Annotated in this window: 15 protein-coding genes, 1 pseudogene and 1 riboswitch; of the genes and pseudogenes, 9 read left to right on the forward strand and 7 right to left on the reverse strand. The window is 73.2% G+C overall.

Going from position 1 to position 17,006, the window contains the following annotated elements:
* Positions 1-196 precede the first annotated feature (196 nt).
* Together BKA18_RS09235 and BKA18_RS09240 are read right to left on the reverse strand one after the other, a co-directional pair.
* Positions 197-952 (reverse strand): methyltransferase, encoded by a 756-nt coding sequence (locus BKA18_RS09235; RefSeq protein WP_006606139.1) that lies wholly within the window; start codon positions 950-952, stop codon positions 197-199.
* Between the two features lie 197 nt (positions 953-1,149).
* Positions 1,150-1,635, reverse strand: coding sequence for an SAV_6107 family HEPN domain-containing protein (locus tag BKA18_RS09240; RefSeq protein ID WP_366048769.1), 486 nt, complete (start codon positions 1,633-1,635; stop codon positions 1,150-1,152).
* Positions 1,636-2,239: 604 nt separating this feature from the next.
* Between BKA18_RS09240 and BKA18_RS09245 the strand changes: the two are divergent.
* The 4 genes and pseudogenes from BKA18_RS09245 to BKA18_RS09260 form a co-directional block, all read left to right on the forward strand.
* Positions 2,240-2,487 (forward strand): annotated as a pseudogene (locus tag BKA18_RS09245) (hypothetical protein); the annotation flags it as partial.
* Positions 2,488-2,627: 140 nt separating this feature from the next.
* Entirely contained in the window at positions 2,628-3,242 is a 615-nt protein-coding gene (locus tag BKA18_RS09250; protein ID WP_006606135.1) for a TetR/AcrR family transcriptional regulator, read from the forward strand.
* A gap of 395 nt (positions 3,243-3,637) precedes the next feature.
* The gene (locus BKA18_RS09255; RefSeq protein WP_366048771.1) at positions 3,638-4,258 is read left to right on the forward strand and encodes a DUF4126 domain-containing protein; all 621 of its coding nucleotides are present in this window, start codon (positions 3,638-3,640) and stop codon (positions 4,256-4,258) included.
* Positions 4,259-4,349: 91 nt separating this feature from the next.
* Complete coding sequence (locus BKA18_RS09260; protein ID WP_366048773.1) at positions 4,350-5,861, forward strand: phytoene desaturase family protein; 1,512 nt, start codon at positions 4,350-4,352, stop codon at positions 5,859-5,861.
* Positions 5,862-5,925: 64 nt separating this feature from the next.
* On the opposite strand, the gene BKA18_RS09265 is transcribed toward BKA18_RS09260, so the two are convergent.
* The 5 genes from BKA18_RS09265 to BKA18_RS09285 form a co-directional block, all read right to left on the reverse strand.
* Complete coding sequence (locus BKA18_RS09265) at positions 5,926-7,113, reverse strand: hypothetical protein (protein WP_366048775.1); 1,188 nt, start codon at positions 7,111-7,113, stop codon at positions 5,926-5,928.
* 36 nt (positions 7,114-7,149) lie between these two features.
* Entirely contained in the window at positions 7,150-8,067 is a 918-nt protein-coding gene (gene metF, locus BKA18_RS09270) for a methylenetetrahydrofolate reductase [NAD(P)H] (protein ID WP_051006930.1), read from the reverse strand.
* A gap of 223 nt (positions 8,068-8,290) precedes the next feature.
* Positions 8,291-8,941, reverse strand: a complete 651-nt coding sequence (thiE, locus tag BKA18_RS09275) for a thiamine phosphate synthase (protein WP_366048776.1) — start codon at positions 8,939-8,941, stop codon at positions 8,291-8,293.
* A 120-nt stretch (positions 8,942-9,061) separates the two neighbouring features.
* Positions 9,062-9,427, reverse strand: coding sequence for an Rv2175c family DNA-binding protein (locus BKA18_RS09280; RefSeq protein WP_006606129.1), 366 nt, complete (start codon positions 9,425-9,427; stop codon positions 9,062-9,064).
* A 115-nt stretch (positions 9,428-9,542) separates the two neighbouring features.
* Entirely contained in the window at positions 9,543-10,838 is a 1,296-nt protein-coding gene (locus BKA18_RS09285) for an NAD(P)/FAD-dependent oxidoreductase (RefSeq protein WP_366048777.1), read from the reverse strand.
* Positions 10,839-10,994: 156 nt separating this feature from the next.
* Positions 10,995-11,107: riboswitch (TPP riboswitch) on the forward strand.
* On the opposite strand from BKA18_RS09285, the gene thiO reads away from it, so the two are divergent.
* The 5 genes from thiO to BKA18_RS09310 all read left to right on the forward strand — a co-directional run bounded on the left by thiO (position 11,099) and on the right by BKA18_RS09310 (position 17,005).
* Entirely contained in the window at positions 11,099-12,328 is a 1,230-nt protein-coding gene (thiO, locus tag BKA18_RS09290; RefSeq protein ID WP_366048778.1) for a glycine oxidase ThiO, read from the forward strand. It overlaps the preceding riboswitch by 9 nt.
* The gene (gene thiS / locus BKA18_RS09295; RefSeq protein WP_366048780.1) at positions 12,325-12,540 is read left to right on the forward strand and encodes a sulfur carrier protein ThiS; all 216 of its coding nucleotides are present in this window, start codon (positions 12,325-12,327) and stop codon (positions 12,538-12,540) included. Before thiO ends, thiS begins: the two co-directional genes overlap by 4 nt.
* Before the next feature lie 8 nt (positions 12,541-12,548).
* Positions 12,549-13,382 (forward strand): thiazole synthase, encoded by an 834-nt coding sequence (locus BKA18_RS09300; RefSeq protein WP_366048781.1) that lies wholly within the window; start codon positions 12,549-12,551, stop codon positions 13,380-13,382.
* A gap of 707 nt (positions 13,383-14,089) precedes the next feature.
* A complete protein-coding gene (gene pknB / locus BKA18_RS09305) occupies positions 14,090-16,048 on the forward strand; it encodes a Stk1 family PASTA domain-containing Ser/Thr kinase (RefSeq protein WP_366048651.1) in 1,959 nt (652 codons plus the stop codon).
* 63 nt (positions 16,049-16,111) lie between these two features.
* On the forward strand, positions 16,112-17,005 hold the full coding sequence (locus BKA18_RS09310) for a deoxyribonuclease IV (RefSeq protein ID WP_366048650.1): 894 nt from the start codon (positions 16,112-16,114) through the stop codon (positions 17,003-17,005).
* The last annotated feature ends 1 nt before the right edge of the window (position 17,006 follow it).

Below are 17,006 nucleotides of genomic sequence, written 5' to 3' on the forward strand. Positions count from 1 at the left end.
GAATCGCCCCCGTGAAACCCGCCTCTCGACGCCAGTTCACTGTCCGGGCCGCCGAGGAGACCGGTGGCGATGCTGCCTGCATTCCCCACCCGCCTGTCCGTCATGCCGGAACGTCGTACCCCGATCATACGGGGCGAAGGGGCTGATCGGGTGGTCTGTGGCCGACTGCACGCGGTAGTCGCTCGTGCCGCGTGGGTCAGTCGCGCTCCGCGAGGACGTGCAGCTGGGTGGCCACGGAGTGGAACGCGGGTTGCTCGGCGGCGGCCGCTTCGAGCTTCAGCAGGGCCTCCATGGCGCCCGGCTCGGTGTCGACCAGCACACCGGGGACCAGATCGGCGAAGACCCGTACGCCGTGGACCGCGCCGACCTGCAGACCGGTGGCGGACACCAGGTCGGTGAGCTGGTCGGCGGTGAACCGGCGCGGGACGGGGTCGCCCTCGCCCCAGCGGCCTGCGGGGTCGGTGAGGGCGTGGCGGGCCTCGGTGAAGTGGCCCGCGAGGGCGCGGGCGAGGACGGCGCCGCCCAGACCGGCCGCGAGCAGGCTGAGGGTGCCGGCCGGGCGCAGCGCGTCGACGGCGTTGCGGACGCCCTCGGCCGGGTCGTCGACGTACTCCAGCACGCCGTGGCAGAGCACGGTGTCGTAGCCGCCTCGCTCGACGACGTCGAAGAGGCCGTGGGCGTCGCCCTGGACCGCGCGTACCCGGTCGGCGACACCGGCCTCCGCGGCCCGGCGTTCCAGGGCGAAGAGGGCGTTGGGGCTGGGGTCGACGACGGTGACGCGGTGGCCGAGGCGGGCGACCGGCACGGCGAAGTTGCCGGTGCCGCCGCCGGTGTCGAGGACGTCCAGGACATCGCGCCCGGCGGTCTTGACCCGGCGCTCCAGGGCGTCCTTGAGGACCTCCCAGACCACGGCGGTACGAAGGGATGCGCGGGGGCGCAGCGGGTCAGACACGGCGGGTGGCTCCTCGGCGGGGGCATGAACGTCTAGGCGTCCACCACCCTATTCCGTCCGGCGGCCTGCGCCGCCTGCGGAGCCGTACGTCTTGTGTGCGGCGTGGGGCGGGGCTTCTCTTTCCCTCCCCCCGGGCCCTCCCCCCGGGGGCCCTCCCCTCCCCACCCCACCCCCGCCTCCCCTGGCTCGGCCGGCCCCTACCCCGCGCGCTGGGGCGGCAGTGAGGGCTGGACGAGCAGCATCCGCTCCACCAGGCGCAGGAACATCGCGGCGTCCCGCAGAAGATCATCGGCGTCCCGGCGGCCGGCCGCGCCGGCTATACCGGCCTCGGCCTTCGCCCGACGGTCGGCGCCGGAGGCGAAGAGTGCGCTCCACTCGGTGAGTTCGGGAGCGACCTCGGGGAGGACCTCCCAGGCGCTGCGGATACGCCGCCTGCGGCGCGCGGTGGCCTCGGGCCGGCCGCGGACGGCGAGGACGGCGGCGGCAGTGCGCAACGCGGCCAGATGAGCCGTGGCGAACCGCTCGTTGGGGGCTTCCATGGCCTGTGCTTCCGCCAGACCCTGCTGGGCCTGGGTGAGCAGATCGAGGGCGGCGGGTGGTGCGGTCGCCCGCCGCAGGACGGGGTGGACATCGCTCGGGGGACCGTACGCAGCGGAGCTGCCCCTGCCGGGACGAGCTGCCATGACGAACCTCCTGTCGTCGCAAGCCGGTTCGGGACCGAATGCCGATTCGGGACCGTATGAAGCCATCGTGACGTACGCCACTGACAATCGGCCCTGACCTGCGTTTTCACCGAAAAGGCGGCGGATCTCCGGCGGACTCGAGGTGGCCGGCGTCCAACACCCCTTTGCGGAATCGGGGGTGGGGGGCGGATTCTTTTAAACTGACCAGTCAGCCCAAGGAGGGATCGTGGACAGCACCCCGCACGGGGGCGGCGGTCACGGCCGCGGCATTCGGGGTCAGGGGCCCCGCGGATGAGCGTTCCGGAACATCGACATCACGGCCCTGGCCCGGCTCGCTGATCGCCGTACAGGTCACGTCGGGCTCGGGCCGTACGTGTCTGCTGCTCGCGCTCACCAGACGGTGAAGACCGCCGGGGCAGTGCCGAGGTCGGCGGGCTGACACTGCCGAAGAGGATGCTCGCAGTCCGGCCCGTCACCGCGCTCGCCCATGTGCCGGGCGTCGTCGAGCTCGATCCCGCGCTCCCGCTCGTCGAGCATCTGCGGGAACCTGCCCTGTTGCGGGGCCGGTTCGGCAGTTCGCTGCCGGACCTGCTGCGGCCGCGGCTCAGCGGGCGGCACCTGTCCGTGCAGACCACCCCCGGCTTCTTCGCCGCCATCCACCCGTATCTGCCGATGAGTTACCTCGTGGAGGGGCTGCGCCGGCTCATGACGGGCGGTGCCCTACCGCCCGCGCGGCAGGGCAGTGCGGTACTGCTGACGTTCACCGCCGGGGCGCTGGTGCTGACGTTGCCCACGGCGCGCGGCCGGGAGGCGGTGCTGATGAAGGACATGCATCCGGAGCTGAGCCTGTGAGCGCCCGCCCTCCTTCCACTCCCGCTGGGAGGTATACCCGGCCCACCACCGTCCTGCCGGAGGCTGCCCCGGGGCCGAACGCCCCGTGGGACCGCCCTCGTGCCGCGCGTCGATCCGCGGGGAGCGGCACAATCGCCCCCATGGACAGCTCCCACTCACGCCGCGACGCCACCCGGCGCAAGCTCTTCGACGCCGCGGTCACGCTCATCGCCGAACAGGGTTTCTCCTCCACCACGGTGGACGAGATCGCCGAACGGGCGGGCGTCGCGAAGGGCACCGTGTATTACAACTTCGCAAGCAAGAACGTTCTCTTCGAGGAGCTGCTGCGGCACGGCATCGAGCTGCTGGCGTCCTCCTTGCAGACGGCCGCCGACGAGGTCTCCGGCCGGGGCGGCAGCCGGATCGACGCGCTGGACGCCATGATCCGGGCCGGCCTGGACTTCATCTCCCGTTACCCGGCGCTCACCCAGCTCTACGTGGCCGAGCTGTGGCGCACCAACCGGGCCTGGCAGTCGACGCTGATGGTGGTGCGCGAGCGGGCCATCACGGTGGTGGAGACCGTGTTGCGGGAGGCGGTGGCCCGTGCGGAGCTGAGCGAGGAGATCGATATCCCGCTGACCGCCTCGGCGCTGTTCGGGATGGTTCTGGTGGCCGCCCTGGACTGGCAGTCCTACCAGCCGGACCGGTCGATCGACGAGGTCCACGCGGCGCTGTCGCGGCTGCTCCAGGGGCGGGTCGGCGGCCAGGTCGCGTAGCCGGGCTCGGCGGGCGAGCCGGGGCCCCGTGGTTGCGGGGGGCTTCCGGGGCGGGATGCGGATGCGCGCCGTAGTAGTCAGGTGCGGCGCGCACCCGTTCTCCCCCGTGGGTCCGCGCAAAAGAGTGCGCTGCCCTGGCACAGATCGTTCCCCCACCGATCCGACCAGGACAGCGCTTCCCCCGTGCTCCCCCGTGCGTCCCCCGTATCCCCCGTCACGTCCGGGAGCCGCGCCGCTCCGCCGCCCCGTGTCGGCGGTGCGGCGCCGCTTCCCTTCCGTGGCCCCTACTCTTCCGTCCGGGTGGCCGGCGGCCCATCCGCGTACCTACTCATCTCGGCGTCTGAGTACGGATACTCAAGTCTGAGCACACACCCCCAGGGCCTACGATCTTCGGCGTGTCCGTACTTCCCTTGGTGTTCACCAGTGGCTGGGCGAGCGGGATCAACGCCTATGCCGTCGTCCTCGTCTTCGGCCTGCTCGGCGCGACCGGCGTCAGCGAGGAGGTGCCCGCGGCGCTGCAGCGTCCCGATGTGCTGCTCGTGGCCGGGGTCCTGTTCCTGTGCGAGGCGGTCGCCGACAAGGTCCCGTACGTGGACTCCGTCTGGGACGCCGTGCACACGGTGATCCGGCCGATCGCCGGTGGTGTCGTGGCGGCGCTGCTGGCCGGGCACGACGGGTCGCTGCCCCAGCTGGCGGCGGGCGCGGTCGGCGGCTCGACGGCGCTGGTGAGCCATCTGGTCAAGGCGGGCACCCGGATCGCGGTCAACACCTCGCCGGAGCCGGCCAGCAACATCGTGCTGAGCGTGGTCGAGGATCTGGGCGTCGCCGGGCTCGTCGCGTTCGCGGTGTTCCATCCGGTGGCGGCCGCGCTCATCGCGGGGGCGCTGTTGGCCGCGGGGATCGCGGTGGTGGTCCTTCTGTGGTCGCGGATCCGCCGGTACCTCCGGCGCCGGCGGCAGCGGCGCGAGGACAAGCGGCTCGCCGCGGCGGGCGGTGCGGTGCCGCCGGCGGTCTGACGGTCCGCTCGGGGCGGTGGCGCCGGGGCTGCTGCCGGTCCGGCCACCGGCCGTGCGGGCGTTGTCAGTGGCTCCGGATAAAGTCGCAGGCATGGCACGGATTGCGGTGATCGGCGCCGGGATGGGCGCGATGGCAGCCGCTGCCCGGCTGGCCGTCGCGGGCCACCGGGTGGCGGTGTTCGAGCGCGGCGCGACGCACGGCGGTGCGGTGCGGCGTCTGGAGCGGGACGGCTTCGCCTTCGACACGGGGCCCGGTCTGCTGCATCTGCCGGCCGTCTACCGGGATCTGTTCCTCAAGACCGGTCGGGAGGCGCTGGAGAGCTGTGTCGAGCTGTCCCAGGTCGACCCCGCGAGCCGCCATGTCTTCGCCGACGGCACCGCCGTGTCGCTGCCGAACGCCTCGCGGGCCGGCGTGCTGGCGGCCCTGGACGAGGCGCTGGGTGCGGGCGCCGGGGAGCGCTGGAGCGCACTGGTGGGCCGCGCCCGCGAGGCCTGGGACGCCACCCGCCGGCCGCTCCTGGAGGAGCCGTTGTGGCAGGACTGGCGGGTGCTGGGGCGCGATCCGTATCCGGCGGTGCGCCGGCGCGGGCTGTTCGGCCGGGGCAAGGGCCCCACGACCGCCACCCTCGCCGAGGTGGCCCGCCGCGAGCTGGCCGACCCCCGGCTGGTCGCGCTGCTGGAGAGCCATGCGCTGGCCTACGGCTTCGACCCGCGCAGCGCCCCGGCGAGCGCCGCCGTGCTGCCGTACATGGAGCAGACCTTCGGGAGCTGGTATCCGCGCGGCGGTCTGCGGGCGCTGGCCGACGCGGTGTACGAGCGCTGTCTGGCGCGCAAGGTGGAGTTCAGCTTCGGCGCCGCGGTGACCGGGATCGTGGAGAAGGACGGCCGGGCGGCGGGCGTCGAGCTGGCCGACGGCCGGGTGGCCGAGGCGGAGTTCGTGGTCGCGGGCATCGATCCGGGGCAGCTCGCGGGGCTCTGCGGGGGCCGGGAGCCTTGGGGCGCCGACGAGGTGCGGCCCGGCTCGGGCGAGCGCGGCCCCGGGCGGCTGACGGTGTGTCTGGCGCTGCGCGGGGCGCGCCCCGCGGACGCCGTGCACCGGACGGTGGTGCATGCCGCGGACCGCGCGGCCGAGTTGGCGGGCGTGTTCGGCGACGGCCCCGGGCTGCGGACCCCCTGCGACCGTCCCACGGTGACGGTGCTGCGCCCGGACGACCCCGCCACGCGGCCGGACGACGCCCATGAGGCGGTGACGCTGACCGCGACGGTCCCTCCGCACGGCCCGGTGGACTGGCTCGACGGCGAGGCCGTGGCGGCCGAGGCCGAGCGGATGACCGGGATCGCCGAGGCCGCGGTGCCGGGGCTGCGGGAGCGGGTGCTGTGGCGGGAGGTGCTGCCGCCCACGGACGACATGCCGGTGCCGGGCCCGGCGCTGGCCGGCCAGGAAGGGCGCTTTCTGCGGCCCGGCAACCGCACCCGGATACCGGGGCTCTATGCGGTCGGTGGCTGGTCGCACCCGGGCGGTGGGCTCGCGCATGCCGGGATGTCCGGCGCGATCGTCGCGGGCCTGATCGTGCACGGCGACGACTGGCACGGCTCGACCTGACGGTCGGGCGGTGCGGGCCGGGGCCGGGCGCCGTCGCCGCGCCGCGCGCCCGATGCCCGTTGGCTCAGTACCGGTACTGCTGCCCGTCGTAGCCCTGCTGGTAGGGCGGATACGGCTCCTGCTCGGGCGGGAGTTCGCTGTCGCGCTGCTGGGGGACCCAGACACCGCCGGGCGGTGTCTCGCCGTAGCCCTGGCCCGGATTCTGGGCGAGCGGCTGTCCCTGGCTGTCGTACTGCTGCGTGGCGTAGGGCGCCTGGGCGTACGGCGACTGCGCGTAGGGGTCCGGCTGCCCGTACGGGTCGTAGGCCGCGGAGTACTGCTGGGTGCCGATGTACGGGTCGGAGTAGGGCGCCTGCTGGCCCAGGGCGTCGCCGTAGGCCGCGTAGGGATCGGCCCAGGTCTCCTGGCCGGTGCCGTTCTGACCGTAGCTGCCGTCGTACGCCGCGCCGTTGCCGTCGTACGCATAGCCGTTGCCGGCGCCCGGACCGTTCCCGGCGGCGGTGCCGTAGGCGTCGTAGCCGGGGTATTCGGGCTGTGGGGCGCGGGCGTCGGGGCTGTAGATGCCGTACTGGCCGGTCTCGTCGGGCATCGGCTGCGGGGCGTAGACGGCGGTGGCGTCGGCCTGCGCATAGTCGTTCTGGACGGCGAACGGCTGGGTTTCGTAGGCGCTCTGGTCCAACTGCCCGCCCTGGTAGGGGTCCTGGCGGCGGAAGACGTCGTCGGAGTCGTAGTCGTAGGAGCCCTGCCCGGCGTAGGCGCCCTGTCCGGCGTAGGGGTCCTGGCTCTGGAAGCCGCCGGTGCTCTCGAAGGTGTCCTCCAGGCCGTTGCCGGCCCCGGCGTTGAAGCCCCGTCCGTCGGTGTCGGTGGGCTGCACCGCCTCCAGGCCGGAGACCTCCAGCGTCGGTTCGGCGGGGGCCTGGCCGGAGTTGCGGGCCCGGCGGCGCCGGCCCCCCTCGGCAGGCTTGCCCGACATCCCGGGCATGCCGGGCTTGCCGTCCTTGCCGCGCAGGGCCCAGCCGGTGGTGAAGCCTCGGCGGAAGGAGAGCGTCACATTGGTCTGCCCGACGGCGAAGGCGGCTAGGCCCACGCCGATCGCGATCACCGACGGGATGAGGACACCGACGACCACGGTGAGGAAACCGGCGAAGGCGAGCAGCCGCCAGCGCAGTCGCGCCTTGTTCTGGAGGAGGACCTCACCGAGCAACCACAGGGCGACCAGGCCGAACGCGATGTAGAGGACCGTCCAGCCCATATACGCCCCTCTTCCGCCGCTCGCCGGCCACCGTGATCAGGACTGCTGGTGCAGTCCCAGATTCTCGTAGATTTCCAGGGTCGCCGTGGAGTGGTTCAGGGTAATGAAGTGCAACCCGGGAACATCCTCGGCCATCAAACGCGCGCACAGATCCGTTGCGTACTCGATGCCAATGGAGCGTACCGCCGCCGGGTCGTCCTTGACGGCGAGGATGCGCTCGGCCAGCTCGGGCGGGAAGGCCGCGTTGCTCAGTTGCGCGAACCGCTCGATCTGGCGCACGTTCGTCACCGGCATGATCTCCGGAATGATCGGCGTGGAGCAACCCGCGGCCGTCACCCGGTCCCGCAGCCGGAAGTAGTCCTCGGGATAGAAGAACATCTGGGTGATGGCGAAGTCCGCGCCGGCCCGGCACTTGTCGACGAAGTGCGCCACATCCGTGTCCCAGTCCGTCGAGCGCGGGTGCATCTCGGGGAAGGCGGCGACGCCGACGCAGAAGTCGCCGGACTCCTTGATGAGACGGACCAGGTCGGCGGCGTAGGCGACGCCGTCGGGGTGCTTGACCCACTCGCCCATCGGGTCGCCGGGCGGGTCGCCGCGCAGCGCGAGCATGTTGCGGATCCCGGCGCCGGCGTACTGGCCGATGATGTTGCGCAGGTCCGCCGTGGAGTGGTTGACCGCGGTCAGATGGGCGACCGGGGTCAGGGTGGTGTCGGTGGCGATGCGCTCGGTGGCGCGCACCGTGCCGTCACGGGAGGTGCCGCCGGCGCCGTACGTCACGGAGACAAAGGTCGGCGAGACGGCCTCGATGCGGCGAATGGCGTTCCACAGGGTCCGCTCGCCCTTCTCCGTCTTGGGGGCGGCGAACTCGAACGAGTACGACTGCTTACCGGAAGCAAGCAGGTCGCGCACCGTTCGTGCGCGATCAGTCCTGGTGGAAGCTGTACCTAGGGCCATACCGGCAGGTTAACCACCGGCCGGGCACACACCAACCGTGATCGGCGTTATGCCTGGTTGGTGCGGTTCATGTCCACTGGTTGGACATTTTCCGGTCGCCGGGATGTCGGAAAACCTTCCGCTGCCACCACACCCCGGGCCCTGCGGAAGCCGGCGGGTCTTCCGGCTCCGCCGGCGCGGAGTGATCCCGGTCACCTCCGCACGAGACGCCTGCACGAGATGCCTAGGCGTCCCAGGTCCGGATGCGCTTGGCCAGGTCCGCGGCCGCCGCCCCCGGGTCGTCCGCCTCCGTGAGGGCGCGGACCACCACGATCCGGTGGGCGCCGGCCGTCAGCACCTCGTCGAGGTTTCCGGCGTCGATCCCGCCGATCGCGAACCAGGGGCGCTCGGGGGCGCGGGAGGCGGTGTAGCGGACCAGGTCGAGGCCGGGGGCGTGCCGGCCCGGCTTGGTGGGGGTGGGCCAGCACGGGCCCGTGCAGAAGTAGTCCACGCCGGGTTCGTCGAGGGCCGCGTCCACCTCGGCCTCGGCGTGGGTGGAGCGGCCTATGAGGACCTCGGGGCCGAGCAGGGCGCGGGCGGCCGGGACCGGCAGGTCGCCCTGGCCGAGGTGCAGCACGTCGCTGCCGGCCGCGTGGGCGACGTCCGCCCGGTCGTTGACCGCGAGCAGCTTGCCGTGCCGCCGGCAGGCGTCCGCGAAGACCTCCAGATGCCGGAGCTCCGCACCCGCCTCCATGCCCTTGTCGCGCAGCTGGACGATGTCCACCCCGGAGGCGAGCACCGCGTCCAGGAACTGCGGGAGGTCGCCCTGCCGGGTGCGGGCGTCGGTGCACAGGTAGAGGCGGGCGTCGGCAAGGGCCTGTCGTGCGGTGGTCATCGGGCGGCTTCCCCCCGGGTCGGGGGTGTACGGGCCGGTCCTTCCGGTCCGTACACCCCTCGGATGTGGTTACGGATGCTGGTGCGGTTGCGGGACGGGAGCGCGCCGCAACCGGGGGCGTCAGACGGCGAGCGCCTGGGCCCGGCGCTTCACCTCCGTGCCGCGATTCTCGCGCAGCGCCTGGGCGGGCGTGCCGGGCAGGGTCTCATCCGGGGTGAACAGCCACTCCAGCATCTCCTCGTCGGTGAAGCCGTCGTCCTTGAGCAGGGTGAGGGTGCCGACGAGCCCCTTGACCACCTTGTCGTCCTTGATGAAATCGGCGGGCACGTGGAGCGCCCGGTTCTCGCCGCGGCGCACCGCGATCAGCTGGCCCTCCTTGACCAGCTGCCGGACGCGGGTCACCTCGACGCCGAGCCGTTCGGCGATGTCGGGGAGGGTGAGCCAGGCGGGGACGAGTCCATCGATGTTTGCGTCAATCTCGGTCACAGGAACAAGCCTGCCACCTCGCACTGACAGCCGGTAGCCGGGCATCGCCGTCGGGGGCCTGCTGCACACCGGAGGGTGACGGCCGGCTGCCGTCGGCGACCGTTGTGCGGCCCCGCTACAGCGCCGCGGCCTTCAGCGGTACGGAGGCGTTCGCGGCCCGATCCCGGTCCAGGACGACCCCCCGCTCGATGAGCTTGCGTCCCTGGGCGAGGTCGCGCGGGCGGCCCACGGCCAGCAGCGCGACGAGCCTGCCCGCCCCTCGCCCGCCACCGCCCCGATCCGGCTGCGCTTCGCTCGGGCCCCCCTCGCTGCGCAGCCAGAGCACCGACCAGGCGGCCCCGGTCGGGTCGCCGCGCCAGACCAGGTCATCGGCGTCGACGTGGTGGCCCGCGTACTGCACGAACCGGCCGAACTGCTCCGACCAGAAGTACGGGACGGGGTCGTAGACCAGCCCTTCCGTGCCGCCGCGGGCGATGTTCTCGGCGACCGTGCGGGGGCCCTGGAGGGCGTTGTCCCAGTGGTGGATGAGCAGCCGGCTGCCGTAGCGGGCCGAGGGGAAGGAGGCGCAGTCGCCGACCGCGTAGACACCGGGCACGGAGGTGCGCAGGCGGCCGTCGGCCAGGACGGAGCCGTCCTGCGGGGACACCTCGACGCCCGAGCCGGCCAGCCAGCCGGTCGCGGGCCGGGCGCCGATCCCGACGACCACCGCGTCGGCGGGCAGTGTCGTGCCGTCCTCCAGGGTGACCGCGCCCGGGGTGACGGACGCGACCCGGGCGCCGGTGCGCAGCTCGGCGCCGGCGTCCGCGTACCAGCCGGTCATGTGGGTGGTCACTTCGGGCGGCAGGGCACCGGCCAGCGGGCGGTCGGCGGCCTCGACGACGGTGACCGCGCAGCCCGCTTCCCGGGCCGCGGTCGCGAACTCGGCGCCGATCCAGCCGGCCCCGACGACCACGATCTCGTGCTGGGCGGCGAGCACTGGCCGCAGCCGCTCGGCGTCGTCGAGGGTGCGCAGCAGATGGACGCCGGGCAGTCCCTCGCTGCCGGGAAGCATGATCGGGGCGGCGCCGGTCGCGAGGACGGCGTAGTCGTAGGAGATGGGGCCGGCGGCCGTCTCTACCTGGCGGGCCTCCGGTACCAGGCCGGTGACCGGGCGGTTGAGGTGGAGGTCGATGCCGAGCGCGGCGAAGTCGACGTCGAAGGTGGAGCCTTCGGCCTTGCCCAGCAGCACCGCCTTGGACAGCGGCGGGCGGTCGTAGGGCTGGTGGGGCTCGTCGCCGAGGAGCGTGATCGCGCTGCGCCAGCCCTGTTCGCGCAGGGCGACGGCGGTCTGCACACCCGCGATCCCCGCGCCGACGATCACGACGCGCGGCGTGCGGTCAGGGGCCTGGGAGGACTTGCTCTGCTCGCTCACCTGATCACTCTAGGACGGTGGGCGGGGCCGTCCGCAGCAGCGCGCAAGGAGATCTCTGACACAGCGTCAAGGACGCTCGGTGGGGTGTGCGGACCCGTGGGCGCGCCGGGGGCGGCACCTTACGGCGCGTCGCGGCACCGTATTAGGGTGACGGCTACACGCACTCGCGGGAGCCCGGACGCACCGGGCTGAGAGGGAGGCTGGCCGGCCTCCGACCGTACGAACCTGATCCGGGTCATGCCGGCGAAGGGAGGGGCTGGATGCCCATGCCACCATCTGCCGCACGGTCGCAGCCGTCCGCCGGGAGGCCGGATGTGCTCGTACTCGGCGGCGGCATCATCGGACTGGTCACCGCCTGGCGGGCGGCCGGCCGCGGGCTGACCGTCGCGGTGGCCGATCCGGCGCCCGGCGGCGGCGCGGCCCGGGTCGCGGCCGGCATGCTGGCCGCGGTCAGCGAGCTCCACTACGGCGAGCAGACCCTGCTGGGGCTCAATCTCGCCTCGGCCCGGCGCTACCCCGAGTTCACCCGGGAGCTGGAGGAGGCCGGCGGGCAGCGGATCGGCTACCGGCGGTGCGGCACCCTGGCCGTCGCGCTGGACGCCGACGACCGCGCGCACCTGCGCGAGCTGCACGCCCTGCAGATCCGCTCGGGACTGGACTCGCAGTGGCTGAACGGGCGCGAATGCCGCCGTCTGGAGCCGATGCTGGCCCCCGGGGTGCGCGGCGGGCTGCGGGTGGACGGCGACCACCAGGTCGATCCGCGCCGGCTCGCGAGCGCCCTGCTGGTCGCCTGCGAGCGCGCCGGCGTGGACTTCCACCGCAGCCGCGCCGCCCGGCTGACGGTCGCGGGCGGACGGGCCACCGGGGCCGAACTCGCCGACGGGACACGGTTGTCGGCCGGTCAGGTCGTCCTGGCCGCGGGCAGCGAGAGCGGCCGTCTGGCCGGCGTCCCCGACGGGGTGCTGCCGCCGGTGCGGCCGGTCAAGGGGCAGGTGCTGCGGCTGCGGCTGCCGGAGGTGCCGGCCGGGAGCCCCGCCTTCCTGTCGCGCACCGTACGGGCCGTCGTACGCGGCGGGCCGCTCTACCTGGTGCCGCGGGCGAGCGGCGAACTGATCGTCGGCGCCACCAGCGAGGAGCTGGGCTGGGACACCACCGTGACCGCGGGCGGCGTCTACGAGCTGCTGCGGGACGCACACGAGCTGGTCCCGGGCATCACCGAGCTGCCGCTCGTCGAGACCTGCGCCGGGCTGCGCCCCGGCTCCCCCGACAACGCCCCGCTGCTCGGGCCGACCGAGCTGCCCGGCCTGCAACTGGCCTGCGGCCACTTCCGCAACGGGGTGCTGCTGACGCCGGTCACCGGTGACGCGATGGCCGAGTCGCTGGTCACCGGGAGCCTGCCGGACGTGGCCCGCCCCTTCTCCCCCGCGCGCTTCTCCCCCGGCATCCCGGGGCCCGTGCGCACCCGTACCCCCCAGGAGCAGCCCGTATGAGCGCCCCCACCGTGTCCGTGTCCGTCAACGGCGAGGTCCGCGAGGTCGCCGGCGGGCTCACCCTCGACCGGCTGGTCGCGACGCTGACCCCGGCGTCCTCCGGGGTGGCCGCGGCGGTCAACGACGTCGTGGTGCCACGCGCCCAGTGGCCCACCACCCCGCTCGGCGACGGCGACCGCGTCGAGGTTCTCACCGCCGTCCAGGGAGGCTGACCGCAGACATGACCGATATCGCAACCCGGCGGGAGACCGCTCCCGCCACCACCACCGACCCCTTCACCCTCGCCGGCACCACCTTCGGGTCCCGTCTGATGATGGGCACCGGCGGCGCACCCAGCCTCGACGTCATGGAGCGGGCGCTGCTCGCGTCGGGAACGGAGCTGACGACGGTCGCCATGCGGCGACTGGATCCGACCGTGCAGGGCTCGGTGCTGTCCGTACTGGAACGGCACGGGATCCGGGTGCTGCCGAACACCGCGGGCTGCTTCACCGCGGGCGAGGCGGTGCTCACCGCCCGGCTCGCCCGGGAGGCGCTCGGCACCGACTGGATCAAGCTGGAGGTCGTCGCCGACGAGCGCACCCTGCTGCCCGACCCGGTGGAGCTGCTGGATGCCGCCGAGACCCTGGTGGACGACGGTTTCACGGTGCTCCCGTTCACGAACGACGACCCGGTGCTGGCCCGCAGGCTGGAGGAGGTGGGCTGCGCCGCGATCATGCCGCTGGGCTCGCCGATCGGCTCCGGGCTGGGCATCCGCAATCCACACAACTTCCAGCTGATGACCGAGCGGGCCGGAGTCCCGGTGATCCTGGACGCCGGCGCGGGCACCGCCTCAGATGCCGCCCTGGCCATGGAGCTGGGCTGCGCGGCGGTGATGCTGGCGTCCGCGGTGACCCGCGCGCAGGAGCCGGAGCTGATGGCCCACGCGATGCGGCACGCGGTCGAGGCGGGCCGCCTGGCCCACCGCGCGGGCCGCATCCCACGCCGCCATTTCGCTCTCGCGTCCTCACCGACGGAGGGGATGGCGGAACTGGACCCTGAGCGGCCGGCTTTTTGATTCCCACGTTTTTGTCTTTCCCGCCGTGGGTGTTGCTCGCCGTTGCGCTTTGCGGCGCCGCCGCACGTTGTCGGCTGGCCCGCCGCGGTGTCGTCTCGCCGTTGCGCTTTGCGGCGCCGCAGCACGTGGTCGGCTGGCCCGCCGCGGTGTCGTCTCGCCGTTGCGCTTTGCGGCGCCGCCGCACGTGGTCGGCTGGCCCGCCATGGTTGCTTCTCGCCGTTGCGCCTGCGGCGGGCTGGGTTGTTGTCGGGTGCGGTGACGGACCTCCGGGGCCGGTGTGTGGGACTGCTTCGCTTTACGTCCCACACACCGGCCCCTCCGGCCCGTCCCCTCCCGTGGATGGAGTGAGTGACGGTGGGTGGGGGCGCGCCACTCATAGCCGGTTCACTGCGACCGACGAGGCGCACTGGACCACCTACGAGCACCCCCACCGGCCTGTTTCCTCCCCACTCACGGGAGGGGCCGAGCCGCAGGACGAAGTCCGGAGGAGCGGCACCGCACCCGACAAACCACGCCCGCCGCAGGCGCAACGGCGAAAAACCACCACGGCGGGACAGCCGAAAACGTGCGGGTGCGCCGCCAAGCGCAGGCGCAACGGCGGGCCAGCCGAAAACGTGCGGGCGCGCCGCAAAGCGCAACGGCGACCAACACCCACGGCGGGTAAGCCGAATACGTGGGAAGCAAAGCCATAGCTAGACTCGTTCCCCGTGGATACCACCCTTCAGGACCCGCTCGTGGGCCAGTTGCTCGACGGCCGCTACCGCGTCCAGGCGCGCATCGCCGCCGGCGGTATGGCCACGGTCTACCAGGCCATGGACACCCGGCTGGACCGGATGCTCGCCCTGAAGGTGATGCACCCGAGTCTGGCCACGGACGGGGCGTTCGTCGACCGCTTCATCCGCGAGGCGAAGTCCGTGGCGCGGCTGTCGCACCCCAATGTGGTGGGCGTCTTCGACCAGGGCACGGACGGGACGTACGTCTATCTGGCGATGGAGTACGTCGCCGGCTGCACGCTGCGCGATGTGCTGCGCGAGCGGGGCGCCCTCCAGCCCCGGGCCGCGCTGGACATCCTGGAGCCGATCCTGGCCGCGCTGGGGGCCGCGCACCGCGCCGGACTGGTGCACCGCGACATGAAGCCGGAGAACGTCCTGATCGGCGACGACGGCCGGGTCAAGGTCGCCGACTTCGGGCTGGTGCGCGCGGTCGACACGAACACCACCGCCTCGACCGGCTCCGTCCTGGGGACGGTCTCCTATCTGGCGCCCGAGCAGATGGAGCACGGCACGGCGGACGCCCGGGTCGATGTCTACGCCTGCGGTGTGGTGCTCTACGAGATGCTGACCGGCACCAAGCCGCACACCGGCGGCTCCGTGGCGCAGGTCCTCTACCAGCATCTGCACGAGGACGTCCTGCCGCCGTCGGGGCTGGTGCCGGGGCTGGCACCGCAGCTGGACGAGCTGGTCGCGCTGGCCTGTGCCCGCGATCCGCAGCACCGCCCGCAGGACGCGGTGGCGCTGCTGTCCCGGGCGCAGGAGACCCGGGCGCAGCTGACCGACGCCCAGCTGGACGTCGTACCGCCGCAGGCCAAGGAGGTGCCGGCGGGCGGCGACGGCGCGGAGCGGACGGACGTGCTACCGCGGCCGGCCGGCACGGCGCCGGGGGTGGACGAGGCGGAGCTGCACCGCACCAGCCGGCTGGAGGTGCCGCCGGAGGAGCGGACCACCCGGCTGCGGCCGGTGCCGGGCGGGACGGGTGCGCCGGACCGCCGCGCGCTGCCGCAGCGCCGGCGGCTGATCACCGTCCTCGCGGCCGTGCTGCTGGTCTTCGGGGTGGGCGCGGGCGTCTGGTACATCAACTCCGGCCAGTTCACGACCGTGCCCGCGGTGCTGGACATGCCGCAGGCCAAGGCCGAGAAGACGCTGCGGGACGAGGGCCTGGGCGTGAAGGTGGTGCGCGGTTTCAGCTCGAACGTGGACCGCGGTCACGTCATGAAGACGGATCCGGCGAACGGCAAGCGGATCCGCGGCAACGGCACGGTCACCCTCACCGTCTCCCGCGGCCCGAACATCGTCACCGTCCCCGACCTGTCCGGCACCCCGGTCGCCGACGCCAAGCGGAAGCTGCGCGACCGCGGGCTGATCCCGGGCACCGAGGCGCGGGAGTTCAGCGACGAGGTGGCCAAGGGCTCGGTGATCCGTACGGACCCGGTCGCGGGCAGCAAGCGGCGGCCGGACACCGCGGTGGGACTGACCATCAGCCGGGGCACCGCGGTCCAGGTGCCGGGGGTGCTCGGCAGCAAGCGCGCGGACGCCGCGACCACGCTGCGCGAGGCCGGCTTCCAGGTGCGCTTCGCCGACCAGCCGGTCTTCTCCACGCAGGACAAGGACACCGTCGCCCGGCAGACGCCGGCCGAGGGCGGCAAGCTCGGCAAGGGCGACACGGTCACCCTGACGCTGTCCAAGGGCCCGGAGATGATCCCCGTCCCGGACGTGACCGGCAAGAACGTCGACGACGCCAAGAAGCAGCTGACCGACCTGGGCTTCCAGGTCGAGGTGGACAAGCCGTTCTTCTTCCCGCAGGACACGGTCGACTCCCAGTCCGTCGAGGCCGGTCAGAAGGCGCCGAAGGGCGGCACGATCACCATCAAGCTCAAGGGCGGGCTGTAAGGGCGGGCTGCTCCGCGGCCGTCCGGCGGACGGCGGCCGCGGGGCACCTGGCACCCTGAGAGGGTGAGTACTTCCCCCCAGGGCGCCGCGCTGCGCGCCCGTGCACGTAATCCGGTCGGCGGCCATGTTCCGGTGGCCGGCGGGCTGGCGAAGACCGGCCTTCCGTACGCCCGGGAGATGGGCGACGAGGTCGTCCAGGTCTTCGTGGCCAATCCGCGCGGCTGGGCGACGGTGCCCGGCAACCCGGAGCAGGACGAGGCGTTCCGGGCGGCCTGTGCCCAGGAGCAGATTCCCGCGTATGTCCATGCCCCGTATCTGATCAACTTCGGGTCGCACACCGAGGCGACGGTCGAGCGGTCCGTGCTGTCGCTGCGCCACTCGCTGCGCCGCGGCCGGGAGATCGGTGCGCTGGGGGTGGTCGTGCACACCGGCTCGGCAACCGGCGGGCGGTCGCGGGCGGTGGCGATGGCGCAGGTCAGGGAGCGGCTGCGGCCGTTGCTCGACGAGCTGACGCATCCGGACGACCCCTGGCTGCTGCTGGAGCCGACGGCCGGGCAGGGGGCGTCGCTGTGTGCGATGGCCGAGGATCTCGGCCCGTACTTCGATGCGCTGGACCGCCACCCCAGGCTGGGGGTATGTCTCGACACCTGTCATGCCTTCGCGGCCGGGCACGACATGGCGGCGCCGGGCGGGACGAAGGCGCTGCTGGACGAGCTGGTGGAGGTCACCGGCGAGGGCCGGCTGAAGCTGATCCACGCCAACGATTCCAAGGACGTGGCCGGCGCCCACAAGGACCGGCACGAGAACATCGGCGCGGGTCACATCGGCGCGGAGCCCTTCGGTGAGCTGTTCACCCATCCCGCGACGGCCGGAGTGCCGCTGGTCGTCGAGACGCCCGGCGGCAAGGAAGGGCATGCGGCGGACGTGGCGCGGCTCAAGGAGCTGCGCGGGCGCTGAC

Origin of the sequence: Streptomyces auratus (assembly GCF_050433025.1) — a bacterium.
GTDB lineage: Bacteria > Actinomycetota > Actinomycetes > Streptomycetales > Streptomycetaceae > Streptomyces > Streptomyces sioyaensis.

Bases quoted from the DNA above. Each gene is read 5' to 3' on its own strand.
- thiO (WP_366048778.1), top strand. From the start codon at position 11,099: ATGCCCATGCCACCATCTGCCGCACGGTCGCAGCCGTCCGCCGGGAGG.
- thiS (WP_366048780.1), top strand. From the start codon at position 12,325: ATGAGCGCCCCCACCGTGTCCGTGTCCGTCAACGGCGAGGTCCGCGAG.
- BKA18_RS09240 (WP_366048769.1), bottom strand. From the start codon at position 1,635: ATGGCAGCTCGTCCCGGCAGGGGCAGCTCCGCTGCGTACGGTCCCCCG.
- metF (WP_051006930.1), bottom strand. From the start codon at position 8,067: ATGGCCCTAGGTACAGCTTCCACCAGGACTGATCGCGCACGAACGGTG.
- BKA18_RS09260 (WP_366048773.1), top strand. From the start codon at position 4,350: ATGGCACGGATTGCGGTGATCGGCGCCGGGATGGGCGCGATGGCAGCC.
- thiE (WP_366048776.1), bottom strand. From the start codon at position 8,941: ATGACCACCGCACGACAGGCCCTTGCCGACGCCCGCCTCTACCTGTGC.
- BKA18_RS09250 (WP_006606135.1), top strand. From the start codon at position 2,628: ATGGACAGCTCCCACTCACGCCGCGACGCCACCCGGCGCAAGCTCTTC.
- BKA18_RS09265 (WP_366048775.1), bottom strand. From the start codon at position 7,113: ATGGGCTGGACGGTCCTCTACATCGCGTTCGGCCTGGTCGCCCTGTGG.
- BKA18_RS09300 (WP_366048781.1), top strand. From the start codon at position 12,549: ATGACCGATATCGCAACCCGGCGGGAGACCGCTCCCGCCACCACCACC.